General features: G+C 65.4%; 21 protein-coding genes. 14 read left to right on the top strand and 7 right to left on the bottom strand.

From position 1 onward, the window contains the following. From cysS to AN936_RS03550, 3 genes are all read left to right on the top strand, one after another. Positions 1-1,461: a cysteine--tRNA ligase gene (gene cysS, locus AN936_RS03555; RefSeq protein WP_054590084.1), complete on the top strand. Its 1,461-nt coding sequence runs from the start codon at positions 1-3 to the stop codon at positions 1,459-1,461. 94 nt (positions 1,462-1,555) lie between these two features. Beyond that, positions 1,556-1,978 carry an endonuclease domain-containing protein gene (locus AN936_RS23955; RefSeq protein ID WP_335337312.1) on the top strand — a complete coding sequence of 141 codons (423 nt, stop codon included), beginning with the start codon at positions 1,556-1,558 and terminating at the stop codon, positions 1,976-1,978. After that, positions 1,975-2,919 carry a D-2-hydroxyacid dehydrogenase gene (locus tag AN936_RS03550; RefSeq protein WP_054586931.1) on the top strand — a complete coding sequence of 315 codons (945 nt, stop codon included), beginning with the start codon at positions 1,975-1,977 and terminating at the stop codon, positions 2,917-2,919. The genes AN936_RS23955 and AN936_RS03550 overlap by 4 nt, the downstream gene beginning before the upstream one ends. On the opposite strand, the gene AN936_RS03545 is transcribed toward AN936_RS03550, so the two are convergent. After that, on the bottom strand, positions 2,913-3,473 hold the full coding sequence (locus AN936_RS03545) for a hypothetical protein (RefSeq protein ID WP_054586930.1): 561 nt from the start codon (positions 3,471-3,473) through the stop codon (positions 2,913-2,915). The genes AN936_RS03550 and AN936_RS03545 overlap by 7 nt on opposite strands. Positions 3,474-3,561: 88 nt before the next feature. Here AN936_RS03545 and AN936_RS03540 point away from each other — a divergent pair, with 88 nt between their 5' ends. Further along, a complete protein-coding gene (locus AN936_RS03540; RefSeq protein WP_084758151.1) occupies positions 3,562-4,605 on the top strand; it encodes a winged helix-turn-helix domain-containing protein in 1,044 nt (347 codons plus the stop codon). Here the strand turns inward: AN936_RS03540 and AN936_RS03535 are convergent. The 6 genes from AN936_RS03535 to pyk all read right to left on the bottom strand — a co-directional run bounded on the left by AN936_RS03535 (position 4,602) and on the right by pyk (position 13,375). Next, positions 4,602-5,450, bottom strand: coding sequence for a metallophosphoesterase (locus AN936_RS03535; protein ID WP_054586929.1), 849 nt, complete (start codon positions 5,448-5,450; stop codon positions 4,602-4,604). The genes AN936_RS03540 and AN936_RS03535 overlap by 4 nt on opposite strands. A gap of 42 nt (positions 5,451-5,492) precedes the next feature. Continuing rightward, positions 5,493-7,427, bottom strand: coding sequence for a cytochrome c3 family protein (locus AN936_RS03530; protein WP_054586928.1), 1,935 nt, complete (start codon positions 7,425-7,427; stop codon positions 5,493-5,495). 10 nt (positions 7,428-7,437) lie between these two features. Further along, a complete protein-coding gene (locus tag AN936_RS03525; protein ID WP_234715731.1) occupies positions 7,438-8,319 on the bottom strand; it encodes a hypothetical protein in 882 nt (293 codons plus the stop codon). After that, the gene (locus tag AN936_RS03520; RefSeq protein ID WP_054586927.1) at positions 8,319-10,754 is read right to left on the bottom strand and encodes a cyclic nucleotide-binding domain-containing protein; all 2,436 of its coding nucleotides are present in this window, start codon (positions 10,752-10,754) and stop codon (positions 8,319-8,321) included. The genes AN936_RS03525 and AN936_RS03520 overlap by 1 nt, the downstream gene beginning before the upstream one ends. A gap of 206 nt (positions 10,755-10,960) precedes the next feature. Next, a complete protein-coding gene (locus tag AN936_RS03515; RefSeq protein ID WP_054586926.1) occupies positions 10,961-11,734 on the bottom strand; it encodes an arginyltransferase in 774 nt (257 codons plus the stop codon). 186 nt (positions 11,735-11,920) lie between these two features. Then, a complete protein-coding gene (gene pyk, locus AN936_RS03510) occupies positions 11,921-13,375 on the bottom strand; it encodes a pyruvate kinase (RefSeq protein ID WP_054586925.1) in 1,455 nt (484 codons plus the stop codon). A gap of 106 nt (positions 13,376-13,481) precedes the next feature. Between pyk and AN936_RS03505 the strand changes: the two genes are divergently transcribed. From AN936_RS03505 to ruvB, 10 genes are all read left to right on the top strand, one after another. Beyond that, positions 13,482-13,802: a DUF1244 domain-containing protein gene (locus AN936_RS03505; RefSeq protein ID WP_054586924.1), complete on the top strand. Its 321-nt coding sequence runs from the start codon at positions 13,482-13,484 to the stop codon at positions 13,800-13,802. Positions 13,803-13,864: 62 nt separating this feature from the next. Further along, positions 13,865-14,107 (top strand): DUF2312 domain-containing protein, encoded by a 243-nt coding sequence (locus AN936_RS03500; RefSeq protein WP_054586923.1) that lies wholly within the window; start codon positions 13,865-13,867, stop codon positions 14,105-14,107. A gap of 47 nt (positions 14,108-14,154) precedes the next feature. Further along, complete coding sequence (locus AN936_RS03495; protein WP_054586922.1) at positions 14,155-14,859, top strand: hypothetical protein; 705 nt, start codon at positions 14,155-14,157, stop codon at positions 14,857-14,859. A gap of 46 nt (positions 14,860-14,905) precedes the next feature. Next, complete coding sequence (locus AN936_RS03490) at positions 14,906-15,223, top strand: heavy metal-binding domain-containing protein (RefSeq protein WP_054586921.1); 318 nt, start codon at positions 14,906-14,908, stop codon at positions 15,221-15,223. Positions 15,224-15,279: 56 nt separating this feature from the next. Then, positions 15,280-16,026, top strand: coding sequence for a YebC/PmpR family DNA-binding transcriptional regulator (locus AN936_RS03485; protein ID WP_054586920.1), 747 nt, complete (start codon positions 15,280-15,282; stop codon positions 16,024-16,026). Further along, complete coding sequence (gene ruvC, locus AN936_RS03480) at positions 16,023-16,496, top strand: crossover junction endodeoxyribonuclease RuvC (protein WP_054586919.1); 474 nt, start codon at positions 16,023-16,025, stop codon at positions 16,494-16,496. The genes AN936_RS03485 and ruvC overlap by 4 nt, the downstream gene beginning before the upstream one ends. Positions 16,497-16,623: 127 nt before the next feature. Then, on the top strand, positions 16,624-17,223 hold the full coding sequence (gene ruvA, locus AN936_RS03475; RefSeq protein ID WP_054586918.1) for a Holliday junction branch migration protein RuvA: 600 nt from the start codon (positions 16,624-16,626) through the stop codon (positions 17,221-17,223). Between the two features lie 69 nt (positions 17,224-17,292). Then, positions 17,293-17,634: a GIY-YIG nuclease family protein gene (locus AN936_RS03470; RefSeq protein ID WP_054586917.1), complete on the top strand. Its 342-nt coding sequence runs from the start codon at positions 17,293-17,295 to the stop codon at positions 17,632-17,634. 25 nt (positions 17,635-17,659) lie between these two features. Beyond that, entirely contained in the window at positions 17,660-18,067 is a 408-nt protein-coding gene (locus tag AN936_RS03465) for a GFA family protein (protein ID WP_054590082.1), read from the top strand. Next, on the top strand, positions 18,060-19,088 hold the full coding sequence (gene ruvB, locus AN936_RS03460) for a Holliday junction branch migration DNA helicase RuvB (protein ID WP_054586916.1): 1,029 nt from the start codon (positions 18,060-18,062) through the stop codon (positions 19,086-19,088). Before AN936_RS03465 ends, ruvB begins: the two co-directional genes overlap by 8 nt. The last annotated feature ends 77 nt before the right edge of the window (positions 19,089-19,165 follow it).

Raw genomic sequence — 19,165 nt, 5'->3', positions numbered from 1 at the left:
ATGACCGACGCCCCTGCCCCCGCGCCCTTGCGGCTGTTCAACAGCCTGACGCGCAGCCTGGAACCATTTCAGCCCGTCCACCCCGGCGAGGCGCGGGTCTATTCGTGCGGACCGACCGTCTATAATTATCAGCATATCGGCAATATGCGCGCCTATGTCTTTGCCGACACGTTGGGCCGCACCCTATCGTTCAAGGGATATGCGCTGCGCCACATCATCAACATCACCGACGTCGGCCATCTGACGTCGGATGCCGATGCCGGCGACGACAAGATGGAGAAAGCCGCGGCGCAGCAGGGCAAGACGGCGTGGGACATCGCCGCCTTTTACACCGCCGAATTCAAGCGCGACCTCGACTGGCTGAACGTGCGCGATCCCGCGAAATGGACCGTCGCGACCGATTATGTCCCGCGAATGATCGAGTTCGCGAAGCGTATCGCCGGCACGCATTGCTACGAACTCGACAGCGGCCTCTATTTCGACGTGTCGACCGTCGCCGACTACGGCCGCCTCGCGCGCGCGGTGACCGACGAGGGCGAGGGGCGGATCGAGGAAGTGGACGGCAAGCGCCATTCCGCCGACTTTGCAATCTGGCGCAAGACGCCGGCCGGCGAGACGCGCCAGATGGAATGGGATTCGCCATGGGGCCGCGGTGCGCCGGGCTGGCACCTCGAATGCTCGGTGATGGGCGAGGCCGAACTCGGCATGCCGTTCGACATCCACACCGGCGGCATCGATCACCGCGAAATCCACCACCCGAACGAAATCGCACAGAATCAGGCGTATCGCGGCTGCGGTAGCCTCGACTGCGCCGAACATTCGGGGGCGCGCGTCTGGATGCACAATAATTTCCTGATCGACCGCGGCGGCAAGATGTCGAAGTCGACGGGCGAGTTCCTGCGGCTGCAACTGCTGGTGGACCGCGGCTATTCGCCCCTCGCCTATCGCCTGATGTGCCTGCAGGCGCATTATCGCAGCGAACTGGAGTTTTCTTGGGAAGGGCTCGGCGCCGCGCTGACGCGGCTCAAGCGGCTGCTGATGGCGGCAACCACGGTTCGCGAGGCCGATGGCGCCGCGGTGACCGATCACCGGCTCGCCGACCTGCTCGAAAAATTCGACGCCGCCATGTCGGACGATCTCGGCACCGCGGTTGCCCTGACGCTGCTCGAAGAAGCGGCGGCGATGAAGAAGGTCGACGCCGGGCAAAAGCGGACGACGCTGGCGACAATGGATGCGGTGCTCGGCCTCGGCGTGCTGACGCTCGAACGCGCCGACCTGCGCATCCGTCCGAAATCGGCCGCCATCACCGAGGACGAAATCGAAGCCGCCCTGATCCGCCGGAAGGAAGCCCGGGCGGCAAAGGATTTTGCGGCCTCGGACGCGCTGCGCGACGAACTCATCGCGGCGGGGGTCGAGGTGATGGACGGCGACCCGCTCGGCTGGGATTGGCAGCTCGAGTAAAATATCCTCCCCATCGACTTGCGATGGGGAGGGGGACCGCCCGCGAAGCGGGTGGTGGAGGGGCAATGACCATGCGTCCTGACAAACCCGCCAGATCGGTGCGCCGCGCAAAGCGCCTCCGTCGCACCTGACCCTTCCCGAAGTCCTGCTGTGGCAGATTCTGCGAACCTCGCCCGGTGGCCACAAATTCCGCAAACAGCATCCCGCCGGACCTTATATCCTCGATTTCTTTTGCGCTCGCGCCAATCTCGCGATCGAGATCGACGGCATCGCGCATGAGTTGAGCGACAAACCGGCGCGCGACCAACGTCGCGACGCATGTCTGCGCGCAAATCGCATCGATACAATCCATATTGCCGCAAGCGATGCACTGGACAGCGCCGCAGCAGTGGCTCAATCTATTCTCGACACCGTCGAAAGCCGTTTAAACAGCTTCGGCAAAACCCCTCCGTCATCGCTTCGCGATGCCACCTCCCCATCGCAAATCGATGGGGAGGATCAAAAGGATCGTCTATGACCAAGACCATCACCGTGCTTTCGGGCCTGATGCGGCCGCTCGTCGAAAACCGCCTGCCCGACTGGGTCGAACCGCGCTTTTTCCAGTCGAAAGAAGAGGCGCTCGAACTCGCGCCGCAGGCCGAAATCGGCTGGTTCGACATGTACGACAAAAAGGATATGGCGGCGGCGATCGGCGCGGCGACCAGGCTCAAATGGTTGAACTCCATCTATGCCGGGGTCGACGGCATGCCGCTCGACCTGCTCCGCGAGCGTGGAACGGTCGTCACCAACGGCGCCGGGATCAACGCGATCACCATCGCCGAATATGTCGTGATGGGCATGCTGACCGTCGCCAAGGGCTATCGCGACGTCGTCCGCGCGCAGGAGCGCCGCGAATGGCTGATCGACTCGCCGGGCAAGGTCGAACTCTTCGGCTCGAAGGCATTGCTCCTCGGCTATGGCGCGATCGGCAAGCTGATCGAGGAACGGCTGCAGGCGTTCGCGGTCGACGTCACCGTCGTGCGCCGCTCGCCCGGCGCGAACACGCTGGGCCCCGACGAATGGCGCGCACGGCTCGGCGAGTTCGACTGGGTAATCCTCGCGGTCCCCGCGACGCCCGAGACCGACGGCATGATCGGCGCCGCCGAACTCGCGGCGATGCAGCCGACCGCGACACTGATCAACATCGCGCGCGGCAGCGTCGTCGATCAGGCCGCGCTGGTTGCGGCGCTCGACGCGAAGCAGATCGCCTCGGCCTTCCTTGACGTCACCACCCCCGAACCGCTGCCCGCCGACGACCCGCTCTGGAGCCTCGACAATGCGCATATCACGATGCACCTGTCGGGCCGCGCACAGGACAAGATGTTCATTCGCGCGGCGCAGCGCTTCCTCGAAAATCTGACGCGCTGGGAGAAGGGCGAGCCGCTCGAACCGCGCATCGATCTGACGCTGGGTTACTGATCCGCCGTTGCGGCGGCGCGGAACAACAGCGCCGCGGTAAGCCACATCAGCACGAAAAGGACCGTGACCGGCAGCACCGCACGATCGGCACCGAACGCGACCGCGCCGATGGCAAGCTGGACCAGCGCCGCCGCCGCCATCGCGCGGGCGAGCCCTGCCGGTCGCCTACCCGCGCCGACCGCACCAGCGATCGCGACGAGCAGGACGCCGCCGAACATCAGGTTGGCCGGATTGCCCTCGTCGCCGATGACCCCGACCGCACCGTTGACCCAGACGAGCAGGAAACCCGCGAGAAGCGCAATGCCGGTACCAAGCCGGTAGGCGATCCTGTCGCTGCTGTGCACCGCGACTTCGAGCACACCGCCGACAATGGCGAACATCACCCCCGCGAAGATGAAATCGCCCGCGCTCCAGTCGACCGCATCGTTGAACTGCATCGCGACGAGCGGCAGCAGCAGCAAGAAAGCCGCCATCCCCCAGCCGACGATCCGCCAACCGCGCCAATACACCGCGCGCCGTGCGAGGCTCGCGTCCACTGCTTCGATATTCGTCATTGTCTTGCCTCCATTCCTGTGTGAGGCCTGCAGCCTGCCCCCGGCTCGAGGTGAGCGGCATGAGCAAAATATGAGATTTGGCTGAAAAATGACCGTGGAAAGCTATCGCTTCGATGCCTTTCTGTTCGAGCCCGGCGACCGGCGTCTGCTGAAAGGCGGCAACCCGGTCGACCTCAACGCCCGCTATCTCGACGCGCTCGCGCTGCTCGTGCGCGAACACGGTCGGATGGTGCCCAAGGACCGGTTCATGAATGAGGTTTGGCATGGCGTGCCGGTGACCGATGAGGCGCTGACCCAATGCATCCGGACGCTGCGCCGTCTGCTCGGCGACGACGCGATACGGCCGAGCTTTATCGAAACGGTTCCCAAGCACGGTTATCGTTTTATCGCGGCGGTCGAAACCGTCGTGGCGCCTTCCACGCCGCCGGTGGCGGCGCCCCGCATCCACGATATTCTGCTGACCGGCGGTGCGGGTACGGCCGGCGCGGCGCTCGCCGGCGCGATCGGCGGGCTGCTCTATGGTCTGGTTGCCGCGGCCCAGCCATCGGCGACAGGCGGCAACGCCCTCTCCGTGCTGCTGGTACTGCTCGCGCTGACCACCACGCTGGCGGCGATCGGCGGCGCCGGCGTATCCTTCGGCATCGCCGCTGCGCACTTCGCCCCGGCGCGGCGCGACATGTGGACGATCATCGGCGGCGCAGCCGGCGGTTTTCTGGTCGGGGCGATCGCCAAGCTGATCGGACTCGATGCGTTCAGCCTGCTGCTGGGACAAAGCCCGGGCGATTTTACCGGCGCGGCCGAAGGCGCCCTGCTCGGCGGGACCGTCGGTATCGCCCTCTGGGTCGCCCGGCGCGCGCCCGGCTGGCCGTTCGCAAGGCGCACCGCACTCGCCGCACTCGTTGGCGCGGCCGGCGGCGCGACGATCAGCCTGTTGGGAGGGCGGCTGTTCGGCGGCAGTCTCGCGCTGCTCGAACGCCGCTTCCCCGGCTCGCGCCTCGATCTCGATGCGATCGGCGCGCTCTTTGGCGAGCGCGGCATCGGAACGGCAGGCGAGCTAGCCACGGCCATGCTGGAGGCGGCGCTGTTCGCTGCGTGCATCGCCGGCGCCATGATTGCGGCCGAAAAGAATTAAGCCGGTCGCTCGGCTTTCAACTCGCGGACCAGCGGCTGCAGGCCCCGGTCATATTTGGCGAGCATCGTGTGCGCACCGGCGTGATCATAGAAGCTCACCAGTTCGCGGCCGTTCCAGCGGTGGAGGGCATAGGCGGGATCTTCGGCGACGATCATCGGGCGGTCGTCGGGATGATTCTCGTCGATCGGCCTGAGGTCGAGCGACACCTGCGGCGCGGTCGACGAGCAGATCGCGATGGTGCGTCCTTCCCATGCGACGGTGACGCTGCGGTGCAGGTGACCGCAGATGAGACCACGAACCTGTGGGTGGCGCCGCACGACATCGCCGAAGGTCGCGACCCAGGGCTCGTCGGGGTGCGTGTTCATCCACTCGATGCCGCTCTCGACCGGCGGGTGGTGCATCACGACATAGGTCGGCTTCGTCCCGTCCTTCGCCAGTTCGGCGTCGAGCCAGGCGGCGCGGCGCTCGCAAAAGGCGCCGCCGTGACGTCCTTCCTCGAGCGTGTCGACCGTCACCAGCCGCACTTCGGGCAGTTCGATCGCATATTGGACAAAGCCGCTGCCGTCGTCGAAACCCGGAAACTGCGCGTGAAAATTGTCGCGCACGTCGTGGTTGCCGACGCTCGGCCACACCGGGAAGGGACAGCGCGAGAAAGCGGTGGCGAGGCGGCGATAGCTGTCGGCGTCGCCGCGGTCGGTGATGTCGCCGGTGGCGAGCAAAAGGTCGGGACGGTTCGGGCCGTCGATCAGCACGTCGAGGACCTCGTCGAGCCGCTTGCGGTTATATTCCGCCGGATTGTCCGGATCGAAACCGATATGAATATCGGTGATCTGGGCGATCAGCATATCCGTCCCCTGCTCCGGCCGGCTGGTCCGACCGCCCAATCTTCATCCACCCCTGTCGGCGGGTCTTAGCGCAGGCGCGCGCCACGTCACATCATAAAGACCGCGCCGTTCGCCACCTGTGATCAGGCTCACAGCATAGGCGCCGCGCGGCGGCCGGTCTGTGATCGCGCTCACATTCTTCTTGCGCTGCGTCGGCGGCATCCACGGCTTGCCGCCGTCCGAATGATATTCGTGACACATCGCGCACGGCGATTCGGTCGCTGTCTCGACCTTCACCAGCCGCGCGCCGCCCTCGCCGACATGGCAGTCGCGGCACTGGCGGACGCCGGGAACCAGCAGGTCGGTCGCGGCCTTCGATCCGGGTGCGGCGGTGTGACAGCCGGCGCAGTCGGTTTCCTTGTGCGCGTCATGATCGAACCAGCCCTTTTGCAGGAAGCGCGGTGTCTGGTCGATCGCGGCGACCCGCCATCCCTGCCCGGCCTGCGGCGCAAAAATGGTGTGGCAGTCGTAACAGGCGCCGCCCTTCGAGAAGACCGCGCGCACCGCGTCCTGCGCCCGGCTCGGCCGCACCGCGACCTCGCGGAAATAGATGTTGTAGACTTGCCCCTCGGCATAGTTTCCGGGCCGCCGCCGCTGCATCCCGCCGAGCTGCAACGGCCGCGCCGGCGGGGCCGAGCGATAATAGGCGGTGAGGTCGGCGACGACCTGATCGGGCTCGCCATGGCGCAGCGTGCGCGTCACCCCGCCGACGGTCTCGAACGCGAGGCTGTGGCACATCGCGCAGTCGCGCTCCATCTCGACCGGCTTGATCCGTACCCCGTCGGCGTCGGGGCGATGGCAGTTTTCGCATTCGAGCTTTTGCCCGAAATCGTATCGGCCGCGGAAACTCGCCGCCATGCGCGCGACCCCGCCCGTCGCCTGCAAATGCAGGTCGTGCGGGAATTTGAGGCCGTTATAATCGACCGTGCCCTTGGCAAGCGTCTTGCGCACCAGCTTCGCGCCGGGCGCCGAGCGGACGAGCGGGCGAAATTCGGGATGGCAGGTGCCGAAATCGCCGGCGTCGCCGAGCAAGGTCGGATGCCCCGCCGTCTTCAGCCGCGCCGACATGCCGTCGTGGCAATCGGCGCAGAATTTCTGCGGCGTTGCGGGCATCGGTCCCGCGCCCTCATGCTCGGTATGGCAATCGACGCAGCGCCCCTGCGGCTTGTTGAAGGTCTTCGCGAAGCCGGCGAGGATCTTCTCGCCCACCCCCGGCGGATGGCGTGCCGCGAGCAGCATCGCTGCCGGGGCGTTCGCATGCGCCATGCTCATCGCCTTGTGCTCGCCGGTGTGGCAATTAACGCACGCCTTGTCGGTCACCGCAACGAACGGCTCGACGTGGCACGACTGGCAATCATTCTTCAGGCTGGCGTGCGCGCTCGACAGCGGTCCGGACAACCAGGCGGTGTCGGCATGATAACCGTCGGGGCGCTCGTCCACTTGTCTGTAGCTGTACCACGCCCAGATCGGCCCGATCAGGAAGGCGGCCAGCATCAAGAGGCCGAACACCCACGCCCCCATGCGCTTGCCGGGCATCACCCCGGCGAGCGAAAAGGCCTTGGCCTCGTCGACGTCCTTCGACGATTGCGACAGCTCGTCGATCCGCTCGACGAGCAGGATGATGTCGTCGCCCTCGCGCGCGATCGTCAGCCGGTGGCCGCCGAAGCGCAGTTCGGCGCCCGCGGCGCTGTCGATATCGGCGGTGTCGACCGAGCGGCCGTTGATGTCGAAGCCCAGCCCTTCGCTCGCCGCGACGCGGACGTGGCGCCCGTCGGCGCTGCTGATCGTCGCATGATGGGGATTTACCGCGAGATCGGCGACGTGGATCGTGTTGCTGCCCTCGCGGCCGAGCGTGATCGTCTCGCCGGGCAGCGGCGCATCGCGGATGATCTGTTTGCCCGTCTTCGTCGTCGAGATGCGGCGCAGGATGAAGCTCATCGGTCCCGCCTCACCAGTAGAAAAAGACGCTGACGATGTGCGCCGACAGCGCCGCGATCAGCGCGAAGGTCAGCGGCACATGCACATAAAGCCAGATTTCGAGCAACGCGCGGATGCGAAGATGCTGGCGCAGCCGCCCGAGCGCCGCCTGCTTCTGCGACAGCAGCCCGACCACCTTCTCGCGCGCCTCGGCATCGCTGCTCCGCGATGCGGAAAGCGCGCGGTGCGCCGCCGCCGTCGCGCAATCGGGGTAGCGGCCCGACAGCCGCGCCCCGATGCCACCCGCGAACGGGTCCTCGTCGAGCGCCGCGAGCACCGGCGCCGTGTCCTCGGGCGTCAGCGGCTGCGCCGCCGTATGGAGCTGGCGGTCGAAGGCGCGGATCGCCTCGAGCATCTGCATCTGCGTCATCTCGTCGCGGTTGTTCGACAGCGCCGCGGGCAGGGTCGCATAGACGACGACACCATAAAGCCCCGACAGAATGACGAGCATCATCAGCGCCCAAGCCAGCGTGTGGACGTTCCAGCCGAGCTGGAAGCCGGTGTGCCAGGTGCCGATGACAATCAGGCTCAGCCCCAGATAGACATGCGCCGAGGTCCATGCCTTTAGCGACCAGTGATCGCTCGTCATCTTGCGCTTGCGATAACCCAATGCGGTGAGCCACAAGATCAGCCCGGCGCCGATGGTGCCGAGCGTATAGCCGTACCAGCTCCCGCCATTATGCCGCGGCGTCACGTCGACCAGTGCGTAGCTGACGATCACGAGCAGGCAAAGGCTGGCCGAGATCTTGGCCCAGCGGAAACCCGCATAGCGCAGGAAACCCTCGTGCCGCCGTTCGCGCACGCGCTCGACCTGCGTGGCCTTGTTGCGGCGGCGCTGGAACAGGCTCGCCATCAGTCGGCGTCCTCTTGCAGCCGCGCGATCGACAGGAACTCCTCGGGCGACACGCGGATTGCGGCGCCGGTCGGGCACGCCCGCACGCAGGCGGGCCCGCCCGCGATGCCCTTGCACATGTCGCATTTGACCGCGATCTTCTTCGGCTTCTCCTCACCCAGCTGCTTCTTCGTCCATTTGGGCGACGGTTCGCCGGGGCCGGGGCCGAAGCCGGTGAGCAGCCAGCGCAGCAGGCTCGGCTTTTGGGGTGGCGCCGCCTCCATGCGGATCACGCCATAGGGGCAGTTGCGCATGCAGTTGCCGCAGCCGATGCAACCCGGCTCCATGAACACCTCACCATCGGGGCCGCGGTGGATCACGTTCGGCGGGCAGTCGGCCATGCAGTGCGGATGCTCGCAGTGGCGACAACTCGTCGGGACGTGCAGATGCGCAAAGGTCTTGCCCGCCTCGCGGTCGAGCCGAGACAGGCCTTCGTGGCTGTCGGCGCACGCTTTCTCGCAATTGTCGCAGCCGACGCAGAGATTCTCGTCGATCAGGAGCGCGTCGGTCGCTTCGCCGAGCCCCTCCTTCATGATGAAGCTCGCGGTGTCCGAATAGAGGTCGACCGCGCTCGAATAGCTTGCCTTGCGCGATTCGATAAAGCTGTTCATCTGCGCGCGTTCAGCGACCGCCGCCTCGGTCGCCTCGCGCACCTGCGGCCGCGCGGCGAGCATCTTGCGAAAGCTTTCACCAGTCAGCTTGATGAGTTCGGCGCCCACCGCCGCCTTCACCGTGGCGTTGCGCGGCTCGCCGCTCAGCACGCCCATCTCGCCAAAAAAGCTGCCCGCGGGCAAATAGCGGAGGAAGATCGGCTTGCCGCCGATATCCTTCTCGACCACCATCGATCCCGAGCGGATGACATAGACGTCGTCGCCCTGCTCGCCCTCGGTCAGCACCGTCTTGCCCGCAGGCACGCGCTCGACCTCCGCCGTGTCGACGACTTCGGCCAGATCGTCGACCGTCAGCCCGCCCTTGAAGATCTGCAGCAACTGGCGTTCGAGCGAGATGCGGTTGATCACGCGCTTGGCGCCGGGCACCGCCGCCATCAGCTTGAGCGCCGCGGTGCGCGAGACCTCGACGAAGATGCTGTCCTCGCCGGCGCGGATCGTCGCGCCGCGCTTGCGGCCCGAAATCAGCCCGACCTCGCCGAAGATCGATCCCTGTTCGATCGGCACGGTGATGCCGGGACCGACCTCGACCTCGGCATGGCCATCGGCGATGGCGAACAGCGACGATCCCGGCTCGCCCTTTTCGAACACCACATCGCCCTTGCGATAGAAAGCGACCTTCGAATCGAGCATGAATTCGCGCATCTGGAGCGGCGAGACATCGGCGAAGATGCGGATGCGGGTGCGCAGATACTCGAGCCATTCGCTGACCGGTTTCTGCTGCGGCAGCCCTGCGAAGATTGCGGCGAGATCCTTTTCGTCGGCGGGGGTCAGCGCGGTATTGCCGTTGATGAACTCGACGACATCATAGCCCTGGTTCATGCAATGCTTGATCAGCGGATAGCCGGCGAGCGCACCGATCACGAAAATGCCGGGGACGGTCGATTCAAAGGTCGGCGACAGCTTCGGAAAGGCTTCGCGGTCGGGCCCGGTGAACTCGATCCCCATCGATTCGACGAAACCGCGCGGCGCGACCGAACCCAGCCGCGCGACGATCACGTCGCACTGGATCTTCTCGTCGCCGGTCGGCGTTTCGAGCGTCAGCCAGCCGGGCTCGACCAGTTTCGGCTGTGTCTCGGTGCGGATCGACATGAAGCCGTTCTCGCCCGCCTCCATCATGTCGGAGACATTCTTCGCCTTGGCGCGCGCGAAATCCTTCGAGCGGTTGAGGATGGTGACGGTATTTTCGAGCGCTTCTTCGGCGACGCCGAGGGCGTTTTCGATCCCCGCATCGCCCGATCCGACGACGGTGATATGCTTGTCCTTGAAATCCTCCGGGTCGTCGACCTGATAGATGATATGCGGCAGGTCGGCGCCGCCGCAGCGCATGCGGTTCGGATTGCCCTGCGTGCCGATCGCCAGCACGATATTCTCGGCCTTGTAGACCTCGCCCTTGGCGGTCTTGATCTCGAACGCGCCCTGCTGCCCCGTCACTTCGGTGACTTCGGCATGCTTGACGACATTCACCTTGTTATTGGCGGCGTCCTCGTCCCAGTTGCCGAGGATATATTCGCGCGCGCCCTCGGCGAAACGGCAGTCGGAACGCAGGTCGAGCCGCTCGGGCGTCGCAAGCACGCGCTTGCCCTTCTGATATTTGAAGATCGTATCGGAAAGATGGTCGGTCTTTTCGAGCAGGACGTGGCTCAGCCCGAGCTGCCCGGCACGCGACGCGGCGCTGAGTCCCGCGGGGCCCGAACCGATGATCGCAACCTTGACCGCGTCACTCATGCACGCGCGCCTTCGCGGCCGAAAGCCCTGATCGAAAAGACATGGAACGCGTGAACGGGCATCCTATTCCCCCCAACCGCTTGCCCCCAAGCGACCTTCATATGGATGCGACCCGGACTTATGTCCTGAAGATGAAGCTATGCCCTTGAAAGCGGGAAAAGGTCAACCGGCGAGGCGGAGCTGCGAGACGTTCGCAATAGCCCGATTCAGGCGAGCTCGAAAATCGCCGCGATGCGGTCCGAAGCCACCGGCTCGAACCGCGCCCAGCCGTCGGGGCCCAGCTTTTCGAGCGGGCGGAAGCGTGCCTTGTACGCCATGCGCGCCGATCCCTCGATCCAGTAGCCGAGATAGACATAGGGCAGGCCGGCGTTCGCGGCGCGGATCACATGGTCGGCGATGATATAGGTGCCGAGCCCCTCGCGCATCGGGTGCGCCGCGTCGAAGAAGCTGTAGATCATCGACAGCCCGTCGCCCTGCCGGTCGGTCAGGCAGCAGCCGACGAGGCGGCCCCGGCTGCCGTCGGCGGTCGGCTCGCGATATTCGATCATATGGCTGTCGACCGGGGTCTGTTCGACCATGTCGGCGAAATCCTGATCGTCCATGTCGGCCATGCCGCCGGTGGGATGGCGCGAGGCGAGATAGGACTGGAGCAGGCTATATTGCTCGTCGGTCGCCCAAGGTTTGCAGGCGGTCGCGATCAGGTCGCCGTTGCGGCGCAGGTTGCGCTTTTGCGAATTGCTCGGCTTGAACTCGCCCGCACAGACGCGGACCGACACGCACGCCGAACAATCGGCGCAGCTCGGGCGATAGGCGACCGACTGGCTGCGACGGAAACCGATACGGCCCAGCGCGTCGTTGAGTTCGTTCGCATTGTTGCCGCTGAGTTCGGTGAACACCTTCCGTTCGGTCTTGCCCTCCAGATAGGGGCAAGGCGCCGGGCTGGTGACGAAGAAACGCGGGAAACGGAACGGTGCGGACACGCGTGGGAACCTCCGGGCTTTTGCGATGCCGATCCCCCCGACGCGGGTCCCGACGCGCTACATGCACCGAATATGCCGCGCCCGGTCAATGGTGCAAACAGCATTTACCATTTTTGTTCGTCCCGTTCTGACTCAACTTCGCAAATTACTGAATCGGCGGGTAACTTTTGTGCCAGAGTGAATCAGTCAGGCGTATCCGCGCAGCTCGTCGCCGGTCAGCGTCGCGACATGCAGCACGTTGGTCGATCCCGGCGTGCCGAACGGCACCCCCGCCATCATCACCAGCTTGGCGCCCGCCTTGCCGATGCCGTGGCGCAGCGCCATGCGCTTGCCCTTGGCGATCATCTCCTCGAAGCTGCCGATATCGCGGGTCGGCACCGCATGCGCGCCCCACAGCAGTCCCATGCGCCGCGCCGCCTCTTTCTTCGGGGTCAGGACGAGCAACGGCGCGCCCGGCCGCTCGCGCGCGACGCGGCGCGCCGTCGACCCCGAGAAGGTGAAACAGATGATCGCGTCGGCGGCGATCGTGCGCGTAATGTCGCCCGCCGCCTCGGCAAGCGCGTCGGCAGTCGTCGCGTCGGGGTGCGTCTCGGTAAAATGTAGGCGGCGGAAATAATCGGGATCGCTTTCGACCGAACGCGCGATCGAATCCATCATGGTGACGGCTTCGACGGGCCAGGCCCCCGCCGCGGTCTCGGCCGAGAGCATGATCGCGTCGGCCCCGTCGTACACCGCCGTGGCCACATCGCTGACTTCGGCGCGCGTCGGCGACGGCGAGACGATCATCGATTCGAGCATCTGCGTCGCCACGACCACCGGTTTGCCCATCCGCCGCGCAGTCGCGACGATCCGCTTCTGCAGCGGCGGCACGGCTTCCGGGGGCAGTTCGACCCCCAGGTCGCCGCGCGCGACCATCGCGGCGTCGGCAATCTCCAATATCTCATCGATCCGCTGGACACCCGACGGTTTTTCGAACTTCACCAGCAAGGCTGCCTTGCCGCCGATCAGCCGCCGCGCCTCGGCGACGTCCTCCGGGCGCTGGACGAACGACAGCGCGATCCAGTCGACATGCTGCTCAAGCGCGAAGGTCAGGTCCTTGCGGTCCTTTTCGGTCAGCGCCGCCAGCGGCACGACAACGTCGGGGACATTGACTCCCTTGCGATCCGAAATCCGGCCGCCGACCTCGACGATCGTCTCGATCCGGTCGGCGCCAACCTTCTTGACCCGCAGCACCAGCTTGCCGTCGTCGACGAGCAGCCGCGTCTCGGGTTCGAGCGCGGCAAAGAGTTCGGGATGCGGCAAGTGGACGCGGGTCGCATCGCCCGGCGTCTTGTCGGCATCGAGAACGAACTTCCGACCCTTCACCAGCTCGGCGGGGCCGTCCTTGAAGGTGCCGACGCGCAGCTTCGGTCCCTGCAGGTCGACGAGGATCGTCGTCGGGCGCCCCGTCTCTTTCTCCAGCGCCCGGATCGCCGCGATGACCTTCGCGTGACCCGCATGATCGCCGTGACTCATGTTGACGCGGAAGGCATCGGCGCCGGCGCGGTGCAGCGCCGCGATCATCTCCGGGTTCGCGCTCGCGGGGCCGAGGGTCGCGAGGATGCGGACCTTGCGCTGGCGGGGCGTAAAACTCTGGACCACGGGTGCTCCGACAATTGGAAAGGCTGGGCGGCTTGCCTAGGGCGTATATCCCCGGCAAGGCAAGCCGCGTATAGCTATTCATCTGCCGACCAGAAGGAATTCCGCCATGTCCTGCAGCGACGACCAGACTCCCGCGAACGACGCGCTCGACGGCCTCGACGATGCGGTGGCCGCTGCGGCCTTCCGCCGTCTCGTGCGGCTGCTCCAGCATCGCAGCGACGCCGCGAATATCGACCTGATGGGGCTCGCCGGTTTCTGCCGCAATTGCCTCGGCGACTGGATCGCCGAGGCGGGCGACCTCGAAAAGGAAGCCGGCCGCGCGATCGTTCACGGCATGCCGACCGCCGAATGGAAAGCGCTGCATCACACCGCGGCGACCGCCGAACAGCTCAAGCGGATGGAAGAAAGCATGGCGAAGAATCCCTGACGCCGCTAGGACGCGCCAGCCGCGATTCTCGCGTCACATCTTTCCCATCACCGGAGCCTGAAATGAGCGAAGCCACCACCACCGACCAGCAACTGCGCCTGTTCATCGAGCGCGTCGAACGGTTGGAAGAAGAGAAAAAGGGCATCGCCGACGATATCCGCGACACCTATAACGAAGCCAAGAGCAACGGCTATGATCCCAAGATCATGCGCCAGATCGTGCGCCTGAGGAAAATGCCGATCCACGACCGCAAGGAAATGGAAGCGATCCTCGACGTTTATAAATCGGCGCTCGGCATCGACTGATGCCGGCGCCACGGCAAGCGGATGCATCGCTGCAAAAGCCGACCAGAATGACGCGGGCAGACGCCGGCGTTGCTCGCCTCGCCCTGGGTATCGCGAGGCGCGAACCGGTCGGCTTTTGGTTGCTGGGAATGCTGGTGCTGCGGGCCGCGCTGGCCATCGTCATCATGCTGACCGGCCAGACGCAAATCTGGCTGGCGCCCGCAAACATCGTCAATCTGGTACTGCTCGCCTGCTTCATAGTCTGGTTGGCGCATACATCGGCCGCCCCGTCCGGTAGCCCGCACCCCCGCTGGATCGTCACGATCGGCGCGATCCTGGCCTATTTCATCATCGACAGTTATTGGCCGATGGCAGCGAGCGCGATCGTGAGCTTGATGATGCTCACGATCGTCCCCGCTTATTCGGCCTTCTTTCTGCTGGCCGCGGCCGGCAAGCTGCTCGTGCTTCCGCTGCTTCTCGCCGCGATCTGGGCGGCGGCCGGTACCAGGCAACCGACGTTGCACGAATTCTTCCGGATGATGTGGACAGAAACCGGCCGCTGGCTGCCGGCCTTTCTGGCCTTGGCGATGCCTTCCATGGCGCTCGCCGTCTATTTTTCCTATCGCCATGACGGTCAGGAATTGACGCGCGGCATGTTCCTGCTGATGCAGCTCGGCGACGGGATCTTCCGCTTTGCATACACGGTTGTCGCTGCGGCCATCTTCGTCGCCCTTTGTCGCGAAGCCCACGACAGAAGGGCCATTTTCGAATAGCAGGACGAAGCCGCCGGATTCGCGGCGCCGCTGGGAGGATGAAAACGTGTTTAGCACCACCACCAACAATGTCGAAGGCCGTCCGGTCCGCGAATATCTGGGCATCGTCACCGGCGAGGTGATCGTCGGCGCCAACCTGTTCCGCGACCTGTTCACCAGCATCACCGACATCGTCGGCGGCCGCTCGGGCAAATATGAGGACGTCCTCGCCCGTGCGCGCAAGGAAGCGATCGCCGAGATGGAGGCCGAAGCGACGCGCCTCGGCGGCAATGCGGTAATCGGCGTCGACCTCGATTACGAGGTGCTCGGCCAGAACGGCTCGATGCTGATGGTCTCCGCCAGCGGCACCGCCGTGGTTGTCTGATCGGCGCGGCCGCGCTAGGGCGGCCGCCATATTTTTCGATCCGATGGAGGTAGGCTGTGGCCGGCCATAGTAAATTCAAGAACATCATGCACCGCAAGGGTGCGCAGGACAAAAAGCGCAGCAGCCTCTTCTCGAAGCTCAGTCGCGAAATCACCGTCGCCGCGAAGATGGGCCTGCCCGATCCCGACGCGAACGCGCGCCTGCGCGCCGCGGTCAACGCCGCCAAGGCGCAGTCGATGCCGAAGGACAATATCCAGCGCGCGATCGACAAGGCAGCAGGCAACGATGGCGATAATTACGAAGAAATCCGCTACGAAGGCTATGGTCCCGGCGGCGTATCGCTGATCGTCGAGGCGCTGACCGACAACCGCAACCGCACCGCGACCAACGTACGGACCGCATTCAGCAAGAATGGTGGAAACCTTGGCACCAGCGGCAGCGTCAGCCATGGCTTCGACCGGCTCGGCCTGATCAACTATGGCGTGAGCGCGGGCGACGCCGACACGGTGTTCGAAGCCGCGCTGGATGCCGGCGCCGACGACGTCGAATCGTCCGAGGACGGCCACGACATCTGGACCAGCGTCGACAGCCTGCACGAAGTCGCAAAGGCACTCGAAGCGAAGCTCGGCGAGGCCGAAGGCGTCAAGCTGGCGTGGAAGCCGACGCTGAAGAGCGAAGTCGGCGACGAAAGCGTTGCACAGACCTTGTTCAAGCTGATCGACACGCTCGACGACGACGACGATGTCCAGACCGTCTGGGGCAATTATGAAATCCCCGATGCGGTGATGGAGAAGCTCGGCTGATCATCCTCGGCCTCGATCCCTCGCTCAGTTGTACGGGCTGGGGCGTCATCCGCGTCGAGGGCAGCCGGATCAGCCATATCGCCAACGGGCAGGTAAAGACCGACGCGAAGACGTCCCTGCCCGACCGGCTCGCGCATCTCGATACGGTGCTCGCGGCCGTAATCGCCGATCATGCACCGACGTGCGCAGCGGTCGAGGAAGTTTTCGTCAACAACAATCCGCAATCGACACTGAAGCTCGCACACGCCCGCGGCGTGGTGCTGCTCGGCTGCGCGCGCGGTGGGTTGCCCGTCACCGAATATGCGCCGCGGCTGGTCAAGAAGGCGATCGTCGGCACCGGCGGGGCGGCGAAGGAACAGGTGCAGGCGATGCTGCGCGTCCTGCTCCCCGGCGCCAAGGTGGCGGGAGCCGACGCCGCCGATGCGCTCGCGATCGCGATCTGCCACGCAAATCACCGCCCGCGCCTCTGAATTTCGTCACCCCGGACTTGATCCGGGGTCGATCGCCGCGTCGCAGATATGGATGCCGGATCAGGTCCGGCATGACGAAAGAGGGAAATTGATTCCCTTTTCGTTCTCCTCGCGCTAGGCACGGGCCATGATCGCGAAACTCACCGGACGGCTCGATTCCAGCGGCGCAGGCCATGCGGTGATCGACGTCGGCGGCGTCGGCTATCTGGTCGAAGCCTCGGCGCGCACATTGGACGCGCTGGGCCCGGTCGGCGGCGGGGTCACCATCCATACCGAAATGCTCGTCGGCGAGGATTTCCTGCGCCTGCTCGGCTTTGCGAAGGCCGAGGAACGCGACTGGTTCCGCCTGCTCACCAGCGTGCAGGGCGTCGGCGCCAAGGTCGCGCTCGCCATCCTCTCGGCGCTCGAAATCGGCGACTTGCAGCGCGCGCTTGCGAGCGGCGACAGCGCGATGATCGCGCGCGCCAACGGCGTCGGGCCGAAGCTCGCGCAGCGGATCACGCATGAGCTGAAGGACAAGGCGGGGGCGCTGGGAGGAATTGCGGGGAGCGGCCCATCCTTGGCAGCGACCGCTGGCCCACTCGGCGACGCCGTCACCGCGCTCACCGGCCTCGGCTTCAAGCCCGGCGAAGCGAGCGCTGCGGTTGCCGCGGCAAGTGAAGAGCTAGGCGCCGGCGCGAGCCTTGATGCCTTGGTACGTGCCGCGCTCAAGAAGGCAGCGAAATGAAAAGGCCAACCGCTCATTCCCTCGTCATGCTGAACTTGTTTCAGCATCCATGGCCGTAAGCGCTCCACCATGCGCGATACGTTTCAGCCCTGCACCTACATCCTCGCCACCCACCGCAGCGGCACGCTCTACATCGGCGTCACCTCCAACCTTGTGCAACGGATGTGGCAGCATCGAAATGTCGCGACAAAAGGTTTTGCCGACCAATATCGTGTCTATCGCCTCGTCCATTTCGAGCTTTTCGGCACAATGGCCCTTGCTATCGCGCGCGAAAAGCAGCTCAAAAACTGGCATCGCCCATGGAAAATCAATCTCATCGAGGCCGACAACCCCGAATGGCGCGACCTCGCCTTCGAAGTCGGCGCAGGGCCGATCCGCCGGGCCATGGATGCTGAAACAAGTTCAGCATGACGAAATTCAAGGATATCGCAAAGCCGTGACCGACACCCCCACCCGCAACGCCTCCTGCCGCTGCGGCCAGCTCCGCATCGTCTGCTCGGGCGAACCGATCCGCGTATCCGTCTGCCACTGTCGCAATTGCAAGGCGCGGAGCGGAAGCGCCTTTTCCGCACAGGCGCGCTTCCCGGCCGATCAGGTTCGCACCGAAGGCGAAGCGAAATTGTACCAACATGCCGGCGGCAGCGGCACGCTCGCGGACTTCTACTTTTGTAAGGACTGCGGCTCAACGCTCTGGTTTCTCAACCGCCCGGAACTCGACAGCTATGCCGTGCCGATCGGCAATTTCGAACCCGGCCATGACTTCGAGCCGCAATTTTCAGTCTATGAGGATCGTCAGTTACCTTGGGTTTGTATCCTCGGCGAGGCAATAGAGCGTTATGACTGAGCCCGCCCTTACCACCCCCATTCGCACCCCCGAGGATGCCGATGCCGCGCTGCGGCCGAAGTCGCTCGCCGAATTCGTCGGCCAGGCGGCGGCGCGCGAGAATTTGCGTATCTTCGTCGAAGCCGCGAAGGCACGCGGCGACGCGCTCGACCATGTGCTGTTCTTCGGACCGCCCGGGCTCGGCAAGACGACCCTCGCGCAGATCGTCGCGAAGGAGCTCGGCGTCGGGTTCCGCTCGACCAGCGGCCCGGTGATCGCCAAGGCCGGCGACCTCGCCGCGCTGCTCACCAATCTCGAGGACGGCGACGTCCTGTTCATCGACGAAATCCACCGGCTCTCGCCCGCGGTCGAGGAAATCCTCTACCCGGCGATGGAGGATCGCGCGCTCGACATTATGATCGGCGAAGGACCGTCGGCGCGCAGCGTCCGCATCGACCTGCCCAAATTCACCCTCGTCGGCGCGACGACGCGGCAGGGCCTGCTGACGACGCCGCTGCGCGACCGTTTCGGCATTCCGGTACGGCTCAATTTCTACACCCATGCCGAACTCGAACAGGTGATCACGCGCGCCGCGCGGCTGCTCGCGCTGCCGATCGCATCCGACGGCGCGCTCGAAATCGCGAAGCGCTCGCGGGGGACGCCGCGCATCGCCGGGCGGCTGCTCCGCCGCGTGCGCGATTTCGCGACCGTCGCGGGGCACGCAGTGGTTGATGCGAAGGCGGCCGATGCGGCGCTCAACCGGCTGGAGGTCGACGCGCTCGGGCTCGATGCGATGGACCGGCGCTATCTGACGATGATCGCCGATATCTATCGCGGCGGGCCGGTCGGGGTCGAAACCCTCGCGGCCGGATTGTCAGAGCCGCGCGACACGATCGAGGATGTCGTCGAACCCTATCTGTTGCAAATCGGGCTGATCGCGCGCACCGCGCGCGGCCGCATGCTCAACGCCAGCGCATGGAAGCATCTGGGGCTCAATCCGCCCGCCGGATCGCAGGATGGACTATTCGATCAGCAAAAATAGGCGGATTTCTGCCGATTTCATTCTGCCAACCGGCTTCGATCTGCGACGAACCGTTTAAGAGGGGTTTGCGACGAGTC

The sequence above is a fragment of the Sphingopyxis macrogoltabida genome, from assembly GCF_001307295.1.
GTDB lineage: Bacteria > Pseudomonadota > Alphaproteobacteria > Sphingomonadales > Sphingomonadaceae > Sphingopyxis > Sphingopyxis macrogoltabida_B.
This window is presented reverse-complemented; position numbering and strand designations above follow the sequence as displayed.

Coding starts and splice junctions, on each gene's coding strand:
- AN936_RS03545 (WP_054586930.1), bottom strand. CDS start 3,473: ATGACGAATATCGAAGCAGTGGACGCGAGCCTCGCACGGCGCGCGGTG.
- ruvA (WP_054586918.1), top strand. CDS start 16,624: ATGATCGCGAAACTCACCGGACGGCTCGATTCCAGCGGCGCAGGCCAT.
- AN936_RS03540 (WP_084758151.1), top strand. CDS start 3,562: ATGACCGTGGAAAGCTATCGCTTCGATGCCTTTCTGTTCGAGCCCGGC.
- AN936_RS03495 (WP_054586922.1), top strand. CDS start 14,155: ATGACGCGGGCAGACGCCGGCGTTGCTCGCCTCGCCCTGGGTATCGCG.
- AN936_RS03500 (WP_054586923.1), top strand. CDS start 13,865: ATGAGCGAAGCCACCACCACCGACCAGCAACTGCGCCTGTTCATCGAG.
- AN936_RS03535 (WP_054586929.1), bottom strand. CDS start 5,450: ATGCTGATCGCCCAGATCACCGATATTCATATCGGTTTCGATCCGGAC.
- AN936_RS03525 (WP_234715731.1), bottom strand. CDS start 8,319: ATGGCGAGCCTGTTCCAGCGCCGCCGCAACAAGGCCACGCAGGTCGAG.
- AN936_RS03470 (WP_054586917.1), top strand. CDS start 17,293: ATGCGCGATACGTTTCAGCCCTGCACCTACATCCTCGCCACCCACCGC.
- AN936_RS03505 (WP_054586924.1), top strand. CDS start 13,482: ATGTCCTGCAGCGACGACCAGACTCCCGCGAACGACGCGCTCGACGGC.
- ruvB (WP_054586916.1), top strand. CDS start 18,060: ATGACTGAGCCCGCCCTTACCACCCCCATTCGCACCCCCGAGGATGCC.
- AN936_RS03520 (WP_054586927.1), bottom strand. CDS start 10,754: ATGAGTGACGCGGTCAAGGTTGCGATCATCGGTTCGGGCCCCGCGGGA.
- cysS (WP_054590084.1), top strand. CDS start 1: ATGACCGACGCCCCTGCCCCCGCGCCCTTGCGGCTGTTCAACAGCCTG.
- AN936_RS03550 (WP_054586931.1), top strand. CDS start 1,975: ATGACCAAGACCATCACCGTGCTTTCGGGCCTGATGCGGCCGCTCGTC.
- AN936_RS03530 (WP_054586928.1), bottom strand. CDS start 7,427: ATGAGCTTCATCCTGCGCCGCATCTCGACGACGAAGACGGGCAAACAG.